We start from the raw sequence: 17,867 nt of genomic DNA on the forward strand, positions 1-17,867 counted from the left end.
TGTCAGGACCAGTCGACGTCGGCGGTCAGCATATAGCCCGAGCCGTAAACGGTGCGGATGAGCGGCGTCTTGCTGTCGCCGGAAAGTTTCTTGCGGATGCGGGAGATGCGGACATCGATCGCGCGGTCGAGCGCATCGTCGCGCCCGCCGTGGTCGAGCAGGAAATCGCGCGACAGGACCCGTTTCGGCGCATTGAGCAATGCTTGGAGAAGCTGGGCCTCGCCGGTCGGAAGGAACGTCTCCTCGCCGTCGGGCGCGACGAGACGGTGCGAGCGCGGTTCGTAGGTCCAGCCCGCGAAGCGGGCCCTGGAGGTATCGCTCGATTTTTTTGAAGAATCAGGGACCGCGCGGCGCAGGAGCGAACGGATGCGCGCCACGATCTCGCGCGGGTCGAAGGGTTTGACCACATAGTCGTCCGCGCCGATCTCCAGCCCCATGATCCGGTCGGAGGAATGGGCGCGCGCCGACAGAACGATGATCGGCACCGCCGTCCTTGCCCGGATGCGATTGATGAGTTCCATGCCGTCCATGTCCGGCAGGCCGAGGTCCAGCACGAAGACCGAGGGTTCGCGAAGGTTGAGCGCGGAAAGGGCCTCCTGACCGGTCGCAAAGCCCTCCGCGCGGAACCGGTAGGTGCCGAGCGTGTCGACGAGAAGCGCGCGAATGTCCGCTTCGTCATCGACGACATAGACGACGGTATCTTCCATGGTCGCCTTGCGCGGGTCGCGGATCGGATCGGGATGCGTCATGGATCTAGAATCTCGTTCATCGCGTTCGCCAGCATGCCGCTTGTAAAGGGTTTTTCAAGCACCGAGCACCCGGCTTCGCGCGTATCCTTTCCCGCACGGTCGCTACGGTAACCGCTCATCAGCGCGATCGGCAGATCGGGCCGCACTTCCCGCATTTTCCGCGCTAATGCCGTGCCGTTCAATTGCCCCGGCATGACGACGTCGCTGACGACGGCCACAATCTCCGGCACGTCGCGCACGAGCGAGAGCGCGTCTTCCGTGTCGGTGGAGACGAGCACCGAAAAGCCGAGTTCCACGAGCTGGTCGCGCACCACTTCGGCGACGTCCGGTTCGTCGTCGACGACAAGCACCAAAGCGCTTTCCGATCGGGCTGAGATGCCCGATCGATAAGAAATCGCTTCGGGATCAATGTCTTGAGCATATTCTTGTCGCTCAGCTTGAATCAACCTGAACGGAATATGCTCCGGCGCGCCGTCGGATATGGGCGCGGCCTTCGTTTCCTCACGTATCGAGGCAACACCGGCCGCGCTGCCAGCGGCGGGAAGGTAAAGCGTGATTGTCGTGCCCTCTCCGGGTGCCGAATTGATCTCGACATGGCCGCCGGCGCGCTTGACCACGCCATAGACCGTCGGCAGGCCGAGGCCGCTTCCCGTTCCGAAGGCCTTGGTGGTGAAGAAGGGGTCGAACGCGCGCCTGAGCGTTTCGGCATTCATGCCGCTGCCCGTGTCGCCGACCGTTATCACCCCGTATGCGCCTTCGGCGATGCCGAAGGCTTTCGCTTCCGAACCGTCCAGTTGACGGGCTGCGAGCGAAAGCGTGACGTCGCCGCCTTCGGGCATGGCGTCGCGCGCGTTGAAGGCAAGGTTGATCAACGCGTTTTCAAGGCCGGACGCATCGATCAGCGCATCGGTGTCCTGATCGGAAAGCTCAAGCTTCAGATGCACGTTCTTCGGCAGAGATCCGGACAAAAGCCTGCCGACGTTGGCGACAAGGGTCGCGAGCCTGACACGCGACTGGTCCGAGACATCGCCGCGCGCAAACGCCAGCAGCCGGCGCGTCAGATCCGCGCCGCGCCGGGCGGCGTGAAGCAGAGGGTCCAGATGGCCGCTCAGATCCGGCAAGGCCTGTTCGTCGGCCCGCCGTTTCAGTGCAAGCGTGTTGCCTATGATGATCGTCAGCAGATTGTTGAAATCATGCGCAAGCCCGCCGGAAAGCTGCCCCACGGCCTCCATGCGCTGGGCCTGGGCAAGGGCTGCTTCGCTGTGCTTTTGCCGGGTCACGTCCAGCGAGAGGACGAAGCAGCCGAGCGTGCGCCCGTCACGCGTGCGATCCGGGATGAGGGTGGAGCGCATATGGGCAATGCGCCCCGTCGCGCTCGCGCGGCTGTATTCGTAGGAAACGGCGGCCCCTTCGAACGCGCGTTCGATGTGCGGGGCAAGAACGGGATAAAGCTCCGGTCCCGCGATCTCCTCCACAGAACGCCCGACAATGGAGGAAACCGTCTGGCCGAACCACCTGGCATAGGCGCGGTTGGCGAAACCGAAGACGGGACCGGGCGCCAAGTAGGCGACGAGGGCCGGAACATTGTCGGTGACGAGCCGCAGCCAGTCCTCGCTCTGGCGAAGGGCGCGCGTGCGTTCCATCACGGTTTGCTCCAGCTGCTCCTGCTGGCGGCGCTCGCTGGTGACATCCGTGTAGGTGGTCACGAAGCCGCCCTGGGGCAGCGGCGCGCCCGTGACCAGGATCACCTGACCGTTGGGGCGTACCCGCTCGAAGGAATGAGCCTCGAAAAGCCAAGCGCGCTCCAGCCGGCGCTGCACCTGCTCCTCGATATTTCCGGGGCCGTATTCGCCGCGCCCGGCGATCACGCGGAAGAAGTACTCAAGCGGCGTGCCACGCGCGGCAAGCCACATCGGCAGGTCGAGCATCTCGAACAGGCCGCGATTCCAGGCAAGCAGCCTGAGATCGGCGTCGAAGACCGAAAAGCCCTGATTGATGTGATCGAGCGCGGCCTGAAGGACATCGAGCTGGGGATGATCCTCAAGGCCGTGTTGTATGGTCGTGGCCGTCGTCATGGCCGGATTTTAACCGAGGATGCGCGCGGGAGAAGACCGGCAAAGGGCTTAGGGAGTGCGGAATTCAGGATGTCACGCAATGAGGATTCATTGGGGAAAATATGTGCCTAAAGCGGCACCGCTGACGCTAAGAAGATACCTTGGTATCATTGCTCCGTAGCCATTTATGAAATGCTTCCTCTAGAATCTCGACGCGCAAACTATGCGACCATCGATCATTAACGCTTCTCAATGCCCTCTTGTACTCATCTACACTAATATCTCTAAAAACTTCAATGTTATTATCTTCATTTCCAATATATCGATAGAAGCTTTCAAGAAATGGCCGTATAAACCTAATTCTATCTAACTCTACATCGCGAACAAACCAATAAAAAGCAGGAATACTGCCTGCGGATCTTAATATCTTATCTTTCTTTCCGAAAACTAAGGACAATTTATCCAAATTTTGATAAACTTTCATCTTTGAGTATTCCAGAGAATCGACATTATCTCTATAGTCACTTACGATTTTATCAAGGTATTTTCGTTTTGTGTCAGTGAGATTGTTGTTTAATTCAAACGCCAGAATCTTAGCTGCATTATTCAAGTCTTGCCCGCGGTCGGATTTGTAAGAAGTGGAAGAGGAAAAAAAATCGTGTGCAGCTATTTCGGAAATAACTTCGGGCGCTCCGCCAATCATGGCATTCCGTTTCTCAGGGCCCGTAAGAACAAGGCCTTTATTCAGTCGTAAAAATAACTCGCGTATCCGCGCAGAATCATCAGTTATCACGTGAACAACTGGAAGAGGAAATTCTTCTACACGTTCGGCTAATTCCGTTGATATCTCTGAGATGTCTCTATAATACAAACCAGCTAACTCAATGGATGAGTCTTCTTCGAGAACAAAATGATCAGAAAGAGGCATTTCGTTTGCAAGAAATTTAAATATCGCTTCTAATCTTTGCTTTCCGTCAACGACAGCATATCTTAATCCAGCCTCATTGAGTTTAGATTTTATTGTTGTAAAATCAGCAAAATACAATTTTGGCATGTCATAGCCATTTATCATGGTGTCAATTAAGGATTGCCTATCTTCGAGTTTCCATAGATTTCCCTTACGTTGATACTGTGGGCTAGTATCGATCTGCTTGCGACGCGCAAACCACCAACGGGCAGATTTAAATTGCTGATGCTGAACTTCAAACATATCACGCCTCGTATTGCCGTCTGATCTCGACTGCCAGACCCTCTAAGTCTGGGAATATTGTAGAATAAGTGATTCCGTAACTCTCCAAGTCTCTCAGAATATTTCTCTTAGCATCCTTGGATATGTTGAGTTTATGTAGGATTGGTCCATTATCTTTTATTTTATAATCTGATGCATGTTCTTCCAAAGTGCGAGGGACTGAGCTAAAAATAACAAAACGACCTTTTTGCGCGTTAATTCGAGGATTATTTATAATTCCTTGTATCGCTAATGGCTCATTTCTACTGCTTTTCTCGCGAAATAATGGATGATATTGATCTACTAGTCTTTCTTCTGTGGTAAAAATCCTTGGCTCCTCGGATATGTCTTTCAATACAATTCCATTCCATGCTGCTGGATCTAGGCACCAAATAGTAGAGTCGTTATCGGAGTCCCCTCCCATCAAGGCAAAAAATAGGGCTATTAAGGGACTCGAAGTCCAGTCTAGTAATCTTGTCGGTGCCCTATAGTGTTGCATTAAAAACAACATGTCCCACTTTTCGCGCTGATAGGTATCATATAGCGGAGAGCGACGGGCAAATTCAGCGTAAATATCGGATTCAATTTGCTCTATTTCATCTATATTTGCCGCTTTTCGATTTCGATGTAAAAATGGCTCAAGTAGATACTTTTCGGAGCCATGTCCGCGGTACCAAAGCTCTTGATGCGCGGCCTTTTGGCGAAATTTTTCAATTGATCCTATGAATTGACTGAACTTTTTTATTTTCATTATTGAATTCCTTCAATATCAATGAGAAATATATTTCTTCTATTGCTTGATATATGAATCTTTCACGGATTAAAGCCGCTATTAATCCATAGAAAGGCAAATCCTTCTGTGATGGTTCTCGGCATATTGCGATGCCATTATAAGCAAGCAAAATTTACGACGTTCGACAAGTCGCAGCATGTCCGAGCCAGTGGATCTTGTGTTGCTAAAATTTAGGCTGCCGAGGCTCTCGAAACAATTCGTTGCAATTAAAACATAATGGGGAAATGCAGTTGACCTAACGTTTGACCTGCGCGGAAACTCACGTCAACGCGACGTCAATTCGGTCTTTTGCAAAAAGGACTTGATAAAGCGGTCGCGGCAGGCGTTTCATACGCGAAGAGAACGATCCCGAAAACGGGACGATCAAGAGGGGAAGAAACGCTATGGCAGGGTCGCCCGTCGTCGAGCGTCTCGACGAGGACACCTTTCCCAAAATCCTTCTGCGCAACGGCGTGGTCTACAAGGACCGCCCGGCGGTTCGCGAGAAGGATCTAGGAATCTGGCAGGCATGGACGTGGGCCGAAGTCCTCGACGAAATCCGCGCCTTCGCGATCGGCCTGAAGGGCCTGGGCTTCCAGAAAGGCGACAGGATCGCGATCATCGGCGCCAACCGCCCGCGTCTCTACTGGACGATGGTGGCCGCACAGTCGCTCGGCGGCGTGCCCGTGCCGATCTATTCCGATTCGGTCGCGGAAGAGATGGTCTTCGTCCTGCAGCACGCGGAAGTGAAATTCGCATGCGTCGAGGACCAGGAGCAGGTCGACAAGGTGCTTTCGATCTCCGACCGCCTGCCCACGATGGAGCAGGTGATCTACGACGAGGACCGGGGCCTGCGCGACTACGACCACGCCACGTTGCACAGCTTCGAGACGGTGCAGGTGGCCGGCCGCAAGACGATGGCCGACGATCCGCAAGCCGTGAAGGCCTGGGAAGAAAGCATTGCCGCCACAAAGGGCGACGACATCGCCGTCATGCTCTACACGTCCGGCACCACGGGCCAGCCGAAGGGCGTCATGCTGTCCTTCGACAACCTTGTGATTTCCGCGCGCAACGGCAACAAATTCGACAAGCTCGACGAGCACGAGGAAATCGTCGCCTATCTGCCGATGGCCTGGATCGGCGACCATGTGTTCTCGCTCGCCCAGGCCTATACCGCCGGTTACTGCGTGAACTGCCCGGAAAGCGCCGAAACGGTGGAGGCCGACCGGCGCGAGATCGCGCCGACCTACTTCTTCGCGCCGCCGCGCGTCTTCGAGAACATGCTGACCCACATCATGGTGCGCATGGAGGACGCCTCGAAGCTGAAGAAGAGGATGTTCGACTACTTCATGGATGTCGCGCGCCGCGTGGGCGAGCCGATCCTGAACGGTGAGGACGTCTCCTTCAAGGACCGGCTGCTTTACCGGCTGGGCGAGTTCCTGGTCTATGGCCCCTTGAAGAACCAGATGGGCTTTACCCGCCTCAAGGTGGGCTATACCGCCGGCGAGGCGATCGGCCCCGAGATCTTCCGCTTCTACCGCGCGCTCGGGCTGAACCTGAAGCAGCTCTACGGCCAGACGGAGGCTTCCGTCTACATCACCATGCAGCCGGACGGGCAGATCTACGGCGATACCGTGGGCACGCCCGCGCCGCAGGTGGAAATCCGGATCGCCGACAACGGCGAGGTGCTCTACCGCTCGCCGGGCGTCTTCGTCGGTTACTACAAGAACGAGGAAGCGACGAAGAACACGAAGACCGAGGACGGCTGGGTGCTGACGGGCGATGCCGGCATCATCACCGACGAGGGGCACCTGAAGATCATCGACCGGGCCAAGGACGTAGGCAAGCTCAAGTCCGGCGACCTTTTCGCGCCGAAATACATCGAGAACAAGCTCAAGTTCTTCCCGAACGTGAAGGAGGTCGTGGCCTTCGGCGACGGACGGGACTTCGCCAGCGTCTTCGTGAATATCGACCTGACGGCGGTCGGTTCCTGGGCGGAGCGCAACAACGTCAACTACGCCTCCTACCAGGAACTTGCGGCGAACCCTCAGGTCTACAAGATGATCGAGGAACACGTCGACCAGGTGAACCGCGACCTTTCCCGCGAGCCGATGATGGCGGGCGCGCAGATCAGGCGCTTCCTGATCCTGCACAAGGAACTGGACGCCGACGACGGCGAGTTGACGCGCACGCTGAAGGTGCGCCGCTCCTTCATCGCGGATCGCTACGCCCCGCTGATCGAGGCGCTTTACGACGGTTCCACCGAAAAGCACGTGCGCACCGAAGTCACCTATGAAGACGGACGAAAGGGCGCGATCGAGGCGACGGTGCAGATCCGCGACATGAAGACCTATGCGCCCGAGGGCGACGTGACCCGGGAGGCGGCGGAATGAACGCCTTTGTGGAACCGGCGACGATGCCCGGAAGCGGCGTCGCCAAGGGCGAGGTGTTGCTCAGCGTCGCCAACGTCTCGCTCGCCTTCGGCGGCGTGAAGGCGATCACCAATATCTCCTTCGACATCCGCAAGGGCGAGATCCGCGCGATCATCGGCCCGAACGGGGCCGGCAAGACGTCGATGCTCAACGTCATCAACGGCTTCTACCATCCGCAGGAAGGCACCATCACCTGGCGCGGCAAGGCGCGGCGCAAGATGAAGCCCTATGAAGCGGCGAGCCACGGCATCGCCCGCACCTTCCAGAACGTCGCGCTCTTCAAGGGCATGACCACGCTCGACAACATCATGACCGGGCGCGGGCTGTCGATGAAGAAGAACTTCCTCTGGCAATGCCTGCACTGGGGACCCGCGCTGAAGGAAGAGATCGACCATCGCCACCGGGTGGAGGAGATCATCGATTTCCTGGAGATCCAGGCGATCCGCAAGACGCCGGTGGGGCGGCTGCCCTACGGCCTGCAAAAGCGCGTGGAGCTTGCCCGCGCGCTTGCCATGGAGCCTGAACTTCTGCTGCTGGACGAGCCGATGGCCGGCATGAACCTCGAGGAAAAGGAGGACATGAGCCGCTTCATCCTCGACGTGAACCAGCAGTTCGGCACGACGATCGCGCTGATCGAGCACGACATGGGCGTGGTCATGGACCTTTCCGACCGGGTCGTCGTCCTCGACTACGGGCGCAAGATCGCCGACGGAATGCCCGAGGACGTGCAGAAGAACCAAGACGTGATCGACGCCTATCTCGGCGTTCCGCACGAGGAATGAGGGAGCGGCTCCACACATGCTGTTTTTCATAGAAACCGTCCTGTCGGGCCTGATGGCCGGCGTGATGTACTCGCTGGTCGCCCTCGGCTTCGTGCTGATCTTCAAGGCATCCGGAATCTTCAACTTCGCGCAAGGGGTCTTCTGCCTCTTCGCCGCGCTCACCTTCGTCGGCATCATGGAGAAGACGGGCGTTCCATGGCCCGTCTCCTTCGTGCTGACCGTCGGCGTGATGATTGCGCTCGCCTGGGCGATCGAGCGTTTCCTGCTGAGCCATCTCGTCAACCAGGAGCCGATCATTCTCTTCATGGCGACGATCGGGCTCGCCTACTTCCTGGAAGGCCTGGGCGACCTGATGTGGGGCTCCGACGTCAAGCCGCTCGACATCGGCCTGCCTTCCGGCGCTTCCGACTGGATGCTCGACACCTTCGACATCTACGTCGAAAAGCTGGAGGTCGTCGCGGCCGTTGTCGCCGCCGCGCTTGTCACCGGCCTTGCGGTCTTCTTCCAGAAGACGCGCATCGGGCGGGCGCTGCGCGCGGTCGCCGACGACCATCAGGCCGCCCTTTCCGTCGGCATTTCGCTCAGGACCATCTGGGTGATCGTCTGGTCGGTCGCCGGCATCGTGGCGCTGGTCGCCGGCATCATGTGGGGCGCGAAGTCCGGCGTGCAGTTCTCGCTGTCGCTGATCGCGCTGAAGGCGCTTCCCGTGCTTATCCTCGGCGGCTTCACCTCGATCCCGGGCGCCATCGTCGGCGGGCTGATCATCGGCGTGGGCGAGAAGGTCGCGGAAATCTACCTGGGGCCGTTCGTGGGCGGCGCCATCGAAAACTGGTTCGCCTACATGCTTGCGCTCGCCTTCCTGCTGGTGCGTCCGCAAGGGCTCTTCGGCGAACGCATCATCGAGCGCGTTTAGGACAACGAGGGGCGTAATCCACCATGCTTTACCGTGAGGCCGGCCAGTTCAAGACGACCTACGATGCGGATCAGGCGATCTTCCCGATCGCGCAGGACCGCTGGGCCGTCATCGCCTTTGCCGCCATCGCCTTCCTCGTCGTGCCGTTCTTCGTCAACGACTACTGGACGAACGCCGTTCTGCTGCCGCTGCTGATCTACGGGCTGGCCGCGCTCGGGCTCAATATCCTCGTCGGCTACTGCGGGCAGATCTCGCTCGGCACCGGCGGTTTCATGGCGGTGGGGGCATTCGCCTCCTACAAGCTGATGACGAGCTTTCCGGAGCTCAACATCGCGATCGTCGTGCTGCTTTCCGGCGGAGCGACGGCGCTCGTCGGCGTCATGTTCGGCCTGCCGAGCCTGCGCATCAAGGGCTTCTACCTGGCGGTGGCGACGCTCGCGGCACAGTTCTTCCTCGTCTGGCTCTTCAACAAGTTCGGATGGTTCTACAACTACTCCGCCACCGGCCAGATCAGCGTTCCCGAACGCACCATCTTCGGCCTGGTGGTGACCGGACCGACGGCCGCACCTTGGGTGAAGTACCTGTTCTGCCTGTCGTTCCTCGCCCTGTTCGGGCTGATCGCCAAGAACGTCGTGCGCGGGCGGATCGGCCGAAACTGGATGGCGATCCGCGACATGGACATCGCCGCCGAGCTTATCGGCGTGCGCCCGCTGCAGACCAAGCTGTCCGCCTTCGCCTTCTCCTCCTTCTACGTCGGCATGGCGGGATCGCTTCTCTTCACCGTCTACCTCGGCGCCGTCGAGGTGACGGAGGTCTTCGGCATCAACGTCTCGTTCCTGGTGCTCTTCATGGTGATCATCGGCGGGCTCGGCTCGATCCTGGGTTCGTTCCTGGGCGCGACGTTCCTGGTCCTCATGCCGATCTTCCTGAAGAATTTCATGGTCGATGGCCTGGGGCTCCTGCCCGTTCTGGCAAAGCATGTCGAAATCCTGCTGATGGGACTTCTGATCATGGGCTTCCTGATCGTCGAACCGCATGGCCTGGCCCGCATGTGGCAGATCCTGAAGGAGAAATTCAGGCTCTGGCCGTTCCCGTACTGAGGCGAAGCCGAACCGGCCGTCCGCCGGATATCAATAAAGAGGGGCGCCTCGGTCAAAATTCACCGACCCGCAAGCATGATCCTAGGGAGGAAATACGAATGAGACTTAAGGATCTGGCAATCGGTATCGCCGCATTGGCGATCGCCGCACCGATCGCGGCGACCGCCGCATCGGCCTATGAACTCACCATTCCATCGCTCGTCTACCGCACGGGCCCCTATGCGCCGAGCGGCATTCCCTTCGCGAATGGCTATGCCGACTATTTCACGCTTCTCAACGAGCGCGACGGCGGCATCAACGGCGCAAAGATCAACGTCGTCGAGTGCGAGACCGCCTATAACACCCAGCAGGGTGTGGAATGCTATGAAAACACCAAGAACCAGGGCGAATCCGGCGCGCTCGTCTACCAGCCGCTTTCGACCGGCATCTCCTACCAGCTGATCCCGAAGGCCGAGGTCGACCAGATCCCGATCTTCACCATGGGCTACGGCCGCACGTCTGCCGCCGACGGCACCACCTTCCCTTGGATCTTCAATCCTCCGGGAACCTACTGGGACCTGGCGTCCGGCATGGTGAACTACGCGGCGGCGGTAGAGGGTGGCCTTGAAAACCTTTCGGGCAAGACGCTGGCGCTCGTCTACCACAACTCCGCCTATGGCAAGGAGCCGATCCGCACGCTGGAAAGCCTGGCCGAGAAACACGGCTTCAAGCTCGAGCTTCTGCCCGTCGACCATCCGGGACAGGAACAGAAGGCGACCTGGCTGCAGATCCGCCGCCTGCGCCCGGACTGGGTGTTCATGTGGGGCTGGGGCGTGATGAACCAGGTGGCCGTCAAGGAAGCCGCCTCGATCCGCTTCCCGATGGACCGATTCATCGGCAACTGGTGGTCCGGTTCCGAGCAGGACGTGCTGCCGGCCGGCGGTGACGCCAACGGCTATCTCTCGGCAACCTTCCACGCACCGGGCCCCGACTTCCCGCTGCACCAGGAAATCCTCGAGAAGGTCTACGGTGCCGGCAAGGGCGCCGGCGAGAAGGAACGCGTCGGCGAAGTGCTCTACAACCGCGGACTGATCGCCGCCGTGTGGACCGTCGAAGCGATCCGCAAGGCGATGGAGATCAAGGGCTCGAACGAGATCAAGGCATCCGACGTCCGCGACGGCTTCGATGCCCTGAAGGTCGACGAGGCACGCCTCGCCGAGCTTGGCCTGCCGAACTTCACCTATCCGGTGGAGCTTTCCTGCGCCGTCCACTCCAATCCGGGCACCATCCTGATCCAGCAGTGGGACGCGGGCGCGAAGAAGTGGACCGTGATCGCCTCCGGCATCCAGCCGGACCGCGAGGTGATCGACCCGCTGATCGCGGAAGACGCCGCGGCCTACGCAAAGGAAGCCAATATCACTCCGCGCGAGTGCAACAACTGATCGTCTGACGATCCGTAAAAGCAACGTCAGATAGTTGGAGCGAGAAATGAACGAGACGGCCGCGCAACCGATCCTGTCGGTCAACAACATCGAGGTGATCTACAATCACGTCATTCTGGTGTTGAAGGGCGTCTCGCTCAGCGTACCGGAGGGCGGCATCGTCGCCCTCCTGGGCGCCAACGGCGCGGGCAAGACGACCACGCTGAAGGCGATATCAAACCTCCTCGGCGCCGAACGCGGCGAGGTGACCAAGGGCTCCATCGTCTTCAAGGACGATCAGGTGGAAGCCCTTTCGCCGAACGACCTCGTGAAACGAGGCTGCATTCAGGTAATGGAAGGCCGGCATTGTTTCGGCCACCTGACGGTGGAAGAAAACCTCATGACCGGCGCCTATACCCGCAAGGACGGCCACGGCGCGATCAGGGACGATCTGGACCTCGTCTACAGCTATTTCCCCCGCCTGAAGGAACGGCGCAGCAGCCAGGCGGGATACACCTCCGGCGGCGAACAGCAGATGTGCGCGATCGGCCGCGCGCTGATGAGCCGGCCGAACATGATCCTGCTCGACGAGCCTTCGATGGGCCTCGCCCCGCAGCTCGTCGAGGAAATCTTCGAAATCGTCAAGCTTCTCAACGAAAAGGAAGGCGTGTCCTTCCTGCTTGCGGAGCAAAACACCAATGTCGCGCTTCGCTACGCCACATATGGCTACATACTGGAAGCCGGGCGCATCGTGCTCGACGGGGACGCGGCGGCCCTTCGCGACAACGAGGACGTGAAGGAGTTCTATCTCGGCGTCGGCGGCGAGGGGCGAAAGTCGTTCCGCGATGTGAAGCACTACAAGCGGCGCAAGCGCTGGCTTTCCTGACGAGCCGCGGCCGCAAGTTCGCATAACAGTTTCGAACGATTGAACGTTCCCGAAATGGAGCGGAGGACCTGCCATGACCGGCGAGCACTACGACAGCCTGGAAACGCGGCATACGGACGAGCGGGAGGCCGATCTGTTTCGCCGACTTCCCGCGCTTATCGCCCATGCCATGCAAGAGGCGCCCGGCTGGGCAAATCATCTTTCCGGCGTCAATCCGGAAATGGTGACATCGCGCACCAACCTCGCGAAACTGCCGGTTCTCAGGAAAAACGAACTTCTGGAGGCGCAGACCCGCAAGCCGCCGTTCGGGGATTTCGCCGTCGCGGATGCGTCGCAATACGGTCGGGTGTTCATGTCGCCCGGCCCGATCTTCGAGCCGCAGGGCTCCGGCGCCGACCCATGGAACGGCGCGCGCGCGCTCTTCGCCGCCGGCTTCCGGCGCGGCGATATCGTGCACAATTGCTTCGCCTATCACATGACGCCGGGCGGCTTCATTCTCGACCACGGCGCGCGGGCGCTCGGCTGCGCGGTCTTTCCCGCCGGCATCGGCAACACGGAGATGCAGCTCGAAGCGATTTCAAAAATTCGCCCGAACGCCTACACCGGAACGCCCGACTATCTGAAAGTACTTCTGGACAAGGCGGCGGAAGCCGGCGTCGACGTGTCGTCGATTACCAAGGGTCTCGTTTCGGGCGGTGCTCTGTTTCCCTCGCTCAGGGCCGAATATGCGACACGCGGCGTGGACGTTCGACAGTGCTACGCCGTCGCCGAAGTGGGTGTGATCGCCTATGAAACGGAAGTGGATGCCGGCATGGTCGTCAACGAGGATTTCATCGTGGAGATCGTGCGTCCCGGCACGGACGAGCCCGTGCCGACCGGCGAGGTGGGCGAAGTGGTGGTGACCGGCTTTTCTCGCGTCTACCCGATCATCCGCCTGGGTACCGGCGACCTCTCGGCCGTCGTTGCCGAGCCTTCCCCCTGCGGGCGCACCAACATGCGCCTCAAGGGCTGGATGGGCCGCGCGGACCAGCGGACCAAGATCAAGGGCATGTTCGTCGATCCCAAGCAGGTCGCCGAAATCCTCGCCCGGCACTCCGAGGTGGACCGGGCGCGGCTGATCGTCGAGCGCGACGGCGAGCAGGATACGATGCGCCTCGTCTTCGAGAGCACCGTCGCCGATGGCGGACTTGCCTCCGCGCTTGAGAACACCTTACGGGAGGTGACGAAACTGAGAGGCACGGTGGAGCGGGCGGAGCCCGGCAGCCTTCCCAACGACGGCAAGGTGATCTCCGACGAGCGGAAATACGACTGAGGCGGGTGTGTTCGCGAGAGATGCCCGCGCATGCGGGCATCTCTCGCGAAAAGCCACGGCATGTGGAGGGAGGTCCCCCAATCGAGCCGAGGGCAAGCCCCGCCTTCGCGGGGAAGACAAGAGTGATGCGGCTGATACCTCGTACAAAAGGGGGACGACAGGATTGATGCGACCATGTCGCATGAAAGCATCCACGCACTTGCCCCGGAAACACCGCGCTGTCACCCCCGCCTCCGAGCGGGGGGCTATTAACCTCCGATCGAGCGTTTGAAACCAAGGCGGTGGGTTGCTGGATGCCCGCCTGCGCGGGCATGACAGGCTGAGTTTGCGGCTGCGCTTTGTTCTCCCGCTCGTCATGCGCGGTATCCAGACAAGCCCGGCGTGACGGCAGAAGGTGGGGGCGGGCTTCATGCAAAGAGCCGTACGGAGATATCTTGACCGGACAGCGGTTGGTCAAGCCCCGAGCATGACGAAGGATGGATCGTGCCGGGCTTAACGCCATCGTCCTGTTCCGCCTCACTTTTTCGCGGACCAAGCGGAAGCCGCGCGACCACCGGTCGCGGGCGGGCTTTCGCACCTACATTGGAACGAATATAAATCCGGCCTATCTAGGGTCCAGACCCCTGGTTTGCGCGTAAAGGGCGCGTGTGAAGCCCAACAGGAATGGCCGGTATAATGAATGTGATCGAAAAGACGTCCGATACGCAACGCGCAAGGGAGATGCGCGCCCAGCACCTGCCGGCAGGACACCCGCCGGTCAAGGCCGGGCGTATCGGCGTGCTTCTCGTCAATCTCGGAACGCCCGACGGCACCGACTACCGCTCCATGCGCCGCTATCTGGAAGAGTTCCTGACCGACAAGCGCGTGATCGAATGGCCGAAGGCGATCTGGTATCCGATCCTCTACGGCATCGTGCTGAACACGCGGCCGAAGAAATCCGGCAAGGCCTATGAGGAAATCTGGAACCGGGAACTGGATGAATCTCCCTTGCGCACGATCACGCGCGGCCAGTCCGACAAGCTTGCCGAACGGCTCGGCGGACTTGGAGAAACCCTCGTCTTCGACTGGGCGATGCGCTACGGAAACCCTTCCATCGCCTCGCGGATAGAACGAATGCAGGCGCAAGGGTGCGAGCGCATTCTCGTATTCCCGCTCTACCCGCAATATTCGGCATCGACCACGGCAACCGTGAACGACACAGTCTTCCGCGCGCTCATGAAAATGCGTTGGCAGCCGGCGGTTCGTACCGTGCCGCCCTATCACGACGAGCCGGCCTATATCGATGCGATCGCCCGATCGATCGAGGCGAAGCTTGGCGAACTGGACTTCGAGCCGGAAATCGTGCTCGCCTCCTACCATGGCATTCCGCAAAGCTATTTCAGGAACGGCGACCCCTACCACTGCCATTGCCAGAAGACGACACGGCTGGTGCGCGAGCGCCTGGGCTGGCCCGAGGAGAAACTGAAGGTCACCTTCCAGTCCCGCTTCGGCCCGGAGGAATGGCTGCAGCCTTATACCGACAAGACGGTGGAGGAGCTTGCCAAATCCGGCGTGAAGCGCATTGCCGTGATCAATCCGGGATTTGCATCCGACTGCCTGGAGACGCTAGAGGAAATCGCCGGCGAGGCCGGCGAGATATTCCACGAAAACGGCGGCGAGCACTTCGCGCATATCCCCTGCCTTAACGACAGCGAGCTTGGCATGAGCCTGCTGGAGACGATCGTGCGCCGCGAGCTTTCCGGCTGGGTGTGACCCCAACGGCGATAAAGGCGGGGAAAAGGCGAGACCTCCAGGCGGCAGGGCGTTCGATTACGCTGCGGCAGGGTGGCGAGGCCTCCGCGTTGGCCGCATACTTCCGGCGTTTCCGTTTGATTCGATTCGCCGGGAGTAGCCTGCATGCCGCTTGAGATCTACGGCTTCGATATCGCGATCGTCGTCCTTCTTCTTCTTGTCATTCTGGTTTTTTTCGCGGGCGTGAAGACGGTCCCGCAAGGCTACAACTATACGGTCGAGCGCTTCGGCCGGTATCGCAAGTCGCTCCAGCCGGGGCTGAACTTCATCATCCCCTTCATCGACCGTATCGGCTACAAGATGAACGTGATGGAGCAGGTGCTCGACGTGCCTTCCCAGGAGGTGATCACGCGGGACAACGCGACCGTGGAGGTCGACGGCGTCACATTCTACCAGGTCATCGACGCCGCACGCGCCGGCTATGAGGTAATGGGGCTGGAAAACGCGATCCTCAACCTGACGATGACGAATATCCGATCCGTCATGGGGTCGATGGATCTCGACGAGCTCCTGTCCAACCGCGACGAGATCAACGCCAGGCTGTTGAGGGTGGTGGACGCCGCCGCCGAGCCCTGGGGCATCAAGATGACCCGCATCGAGATCAAGGACATCAACCCGCCGCGCGACCTTGTCGACGCCATGGCGCGCCAGATGAAGGCGGAGCGCGAGAAACGCGCCGCGATCCTTGATGCCGAAGGCCGCAGGCAGGCGGAAATCCTGAAGGCCGAGGGCCTGCGCCAGTCGCTGATCCTGGAAGCGGAAGGCAGGCGCGAGGCCGCGTTCCGCGACGCCGAGGCGCGCGAGCGCGAAGCGGAAGCCGAGGCAAAGGCGACACAGATGGTGAGCGAAGCGATCGCCGCAGGCGACGTGCAGGCGATCAATTATTTCGTCGCCAACAAATACGTCGAGGCGTTTGGCGCCTTCGCGAAGTCCAACAACCAGAAGCTGATGATCCTGCCGACCGAGGCGACGTCGATGCTGGCATCCCTTGCCGGCATTGCCGAGATCGCCAAGGACAGCTTCGGTGAGGAAGCTTTCCATCGCCGCTCTACGCCAAGCGTTCCGCGCACCGGCCAGCAGCAGGCCAACGGAGACGGCGCGTGAGCCTGATCGAGCGCCTGATCCACGAGTTGGGGCCGTGGTCGTGGTGGATTCTCGGCCTTTTGCTCATCGGCCTTGAGATCCTGGCGCCCGGAACCTTCTTCCTCTGGTTCGGCATCGCCGCGATCCTCGTCGGCACGCTTGCACTCTTCGTGGAGCTTTCCTGGCAGGTCGCGCTGCTTCTGTTCCTGGTGATCGCGATCGCGAGCCTGATCGCAAGCCGCCTGTTCTTTCGCGGAACAGGGGCGGATGAGGGCGACCCCGGCCTCAACCGGCGCGGCAGCCGCTATGTCGGGCGCACCTTCGTTCTGGACGAGCCGATCGTCGACGGATACGGGCGTATCCACATCGACGATACGATCTGGCGTGTGAAAGGCCCCGACTGCGGCGGCGGGTCGAAAGTGCGAGTGACGAACACGGATGGCGCCGTGCTCGTCGTGGAACCCGCCGAAGGGTGAACCGCCAGCTTCGTTCCGCAAATCAGGGGTTGTGACCGAGCGGCAGGGGCGGGGCTTCCGCCATCAGGAGGATGCCGATGCGCCGGTTGGAAGCGAGGAACGGGTCGTTGGGGAAAAGCGGCTCGCTATCCGCCTTGCCGACGACCGAGTAGAACCTGTCCTGCGGAATGCCGTATTCCGCCAGCACCTGACGCGCCGCATTCGCACGGTCAGACGAAAGCTCCCAGCCGGTATAGCTCGGATCCGTCGACACGCGGCCGGTTGTCGTGTGGCCGGTGATGCGGATGCGGTTCGGCATCCTGGCGAGGACCGGCGCCATCTTGGCGAGCAGCCGGCGGGTCAGCTCGTAAGGATAGCGCGAGCCTTCGGGGAACATCGAGCGGCCTTCCTGGTCGACGAGCAGGATGTTCAGCCCCTCCTCGGTTTCCTCCAGGATGATGTTGCTCGAAAGCTCGGTGATTTCGGGAAGTTCCTGCCAGGCCTGGCGCAGCGAGGCGGCGGCGGTGGCGAACTGGCGGGGGATATCGATCTCGGCTTCGGCGACAGAATGGGTATTGGCTTCCGGCCCCTGCTTGCGCTTTTTCTCGTGACGCTGGTTCGCGAAGTCGGAATCAAGCTCATGCGGGATCTGCGATATGTCCTTGATGTAATCGCGGATCGGAATGCCTTCGATTTCGATGATGCCCGTGCGGCGCGAGGTTTCCTTCACGCCGAAGGCTTCGCGCATGGAGCCGGCGACGACCTGCAGCTTCTGCTTGTCCTGAATGGAAAAGGAAATGATCAGGACGAAGAAGCACACGAGGATCGACATCAGGTCGGCGAAGGTGACCAGCCAGTCCGGAGCTCCGGTGCTTTCGGGCGGTTTTTTTCTTGCCATCGGATCAGGCCT

15 protein-coding genes are annotated in these 17,867 nt (G+C 60.1%); 10 read left to right on the forward strand and 5 right to left on the reverse strand.

Features of this window, described 5'->3' with window-relative positions:
• Positions 1-2: 2 nt before the first annotated feature.
• From GR183_RS10275 to GR183_RS10290, 4 genes are all read right to left on the reverse strand, one after another.
• Positions 3-749 carry a response regulator transcription factor gene (locus tag GR183_RS10275; RefSeq protein ID WP_160775485.1) on the reverse strand — a complete coding sequence of 249 codons (747 nt, stop codon included), beginning with the start codon at positions 747-749 and terminating at the stop codon, positions 3-5.
• Entirely contained in the window at positions 746-2,824 is a 2,079-nt protein-coding gene (locus GR183_RS10280) for a PAS-domain containing protein (RefSeq protein ID WP_160775486.1), read from the reverse strand. Before GR183_RS10280 ends, GR183_RS10275 begins: the two co-directional genes overlap by 4 nt.
• 127 nt (positions 2,825-2,951) lie before the next feature.
• Positions 2,952-4,013 carry a DUF262 domain-containing protein gene (locus GR183_RS10285; protein WP_160775487.1) on the reverse strand — a complete coding sequence of 354 codons (1,062 nt, stop codon included), beginning with the start codon at positions 4,011-4,013 and terminating at the stop codon, positions 2,952-2,954.
• Position 4,014: 1 nt separating this feature from the next.
• On the reverse strand, positions 4,015-4,782 hold the full coding sequence (locus GR183_RS10290) for an FRG domain-containing protein (protein ID WP_160775488.1): 768 nt from the start codon (positions 4,780-4,782) through the stop codon (positions 4,015-4,017).
• 425 nt (positions 4,783-5,207) lie between these two features.
• Between GR183_RS10290 and GR183_RS10295 the strand changes: the two genes are divergently transcribed.
• The 10 genes from GR183_RS10295 to GR183_RS10340 all read left to right on the forward strand — a co-directional run bounded on the left by GR183_RS10295 (position 5,208) and on the right by GR183_RS10340 (position 16,978).
• Entirely contained in the window at positions 5,208-7,196 is a 1,989-nt protein-coding gene (locus GR183_RS10295; protein WP_160775489.1) for an AMP-binding protein, read from the forward strand.
• Positions 7,193-8,017, forward strand: a complete 825-nt coding sequence (locus tag GR183_RS10300) for an ABC transporter ATP-binding protein (RefSeq protein WP_160775490.1) — start codon at positions 7,193-7,195, stop codon at positions 8,015-8,017. Before GR183_RS10295 ends, GR183_RS10300 begins: the two co-directional genes overlap by 4 nt.
• A gap of 16 nt (positions 8,018-8,033) precedes the next feature.
• The gene (locus GR183_RS10305; RefSeq protein ID WP_160775491.1) at positions 8,034-8,930 is read left to right on the forward strand and encodes a branched-chain amino acid ABC transporter permease; all 897 of its coding nucleotides are present in this window, start codon (positions 8,034-8,036) and stop codon (positions 8,928-8,930) included.
• Positions 8,931-8,953: 23 nt separating this feature from the next.
• Positions 8,954-10,030, forward strand: coding sequence for a branched-chain amino acid ABC transporter permease (locus tag GR183_RS10310; protein WP_160775492.1), 1,077 nt, complete (start codon positions 8,954-8,956; stop codon positions 10,028-10,030).
• A 98-nt stretch (positions 10,031-10,128) separates the two neighbouring features.
• Positions 10,129-11,451 carry an ABC transporter substrate-binding protein gene (locus tag GR183_RS10315; RefSeq protein WP_160775493.1) on the forward strand — a complete coding sequence of 441 codons (1,323 nt, stop codon included), beginning with the start codon at positions 10,129-10,131 and terminating at the stop codon, positions 11,449-11,451.
• 46 nt (positions 11,452-11,497) lie between these two features.
• The gene (locus tag GR183_RS10320; protein ID WP_160775494.1) at positions 11,498-12,316 is read left to right on the forward strand and encodes an ABC transporter ATP-binding protein; all 819 of its coding nucleotides are present in this window, start codon (positions 11,498-11,500) and stop codon (positions 12,314-12,316) included.
• A gap of 73 nt (positions 12,317-12,389) precedes the next feature.
• Entirely contained in the window at positions 12,390-13,628 is a 1,239-nt protein-coding gene (locus GR183_RS10325; protein ID WP_160775495.1) for a phenylacetate--CoA ligase family protein, read from the forward strand.
• A 675-nt stretch (positions 13,629-14,303) separates the two neighbouring features.
• Complete coding sequence (gene hemH / locus GR183_RS10330; RefSeq protein WP_160775496.1) at positions 14,304-15,380, forward strand: ferrochelatase; 1,077 nt, start codon at positions 14,304-14,306, stop codon at positions 15,378-15,380.
• Between the two features lie 156 nt (positions 15,381-15,536).
• A complete protein-coding gene (locus GR183_RS10335; protein WP_160775815.1) occupies positions 15,537-16,523 on the forward strand; it encodes an SPFH domain-containing protein in 987 nt (328 codons plus the stop codon).
• Positions 16,520-16,978 carry an NfeD family protein gene (locus GR183_RS10340; RefSeq protein WP_376765761.1) on the forward strand — a complete coding sequence of 153 codons (459 nt, stop codon included), beginning with the start codon at positions 16,520-16,522 and terminating at the stop codon, positions 16,976-16,978. Before GR183_RS10335 ends, GR183_RS10340 begins: the two co-directional genes overlap by 4 nt.
• A 22-nt stretch (positions 16,979-17,000) precedes the next feature.
• On the opposite strand, the gene GR183_RS10345 is transcribed toward GR183_RS10340, so the two are convergent.
• The gene (locus tag GR183_RS10345; protein ID WP_160775497.1) at positions 17,001-17,855 is read right to left on the reverse strand and encodes an OmpA/MotB family protein; all 855 of its coding nucleotides are present in this window, start codon (positions 17,853-17,855) and stop codon (positions 17,001-17,003) included.
• Positions 17,856-17,867: the final 12 nt, after the last annotated feature.

The sequence above is a fragment of the Stappia sediminis genome (assembly GCF_009826895.1).
In the GTDB taxonomy this organism is placed as follows: domain Bacteria; phylum Pseudomonadota; class Alphaproteobacteria; order Rhizobiales; family Stappiaceae; genus Hongsoonwoonella; species Hongsoonwoonella sediminis.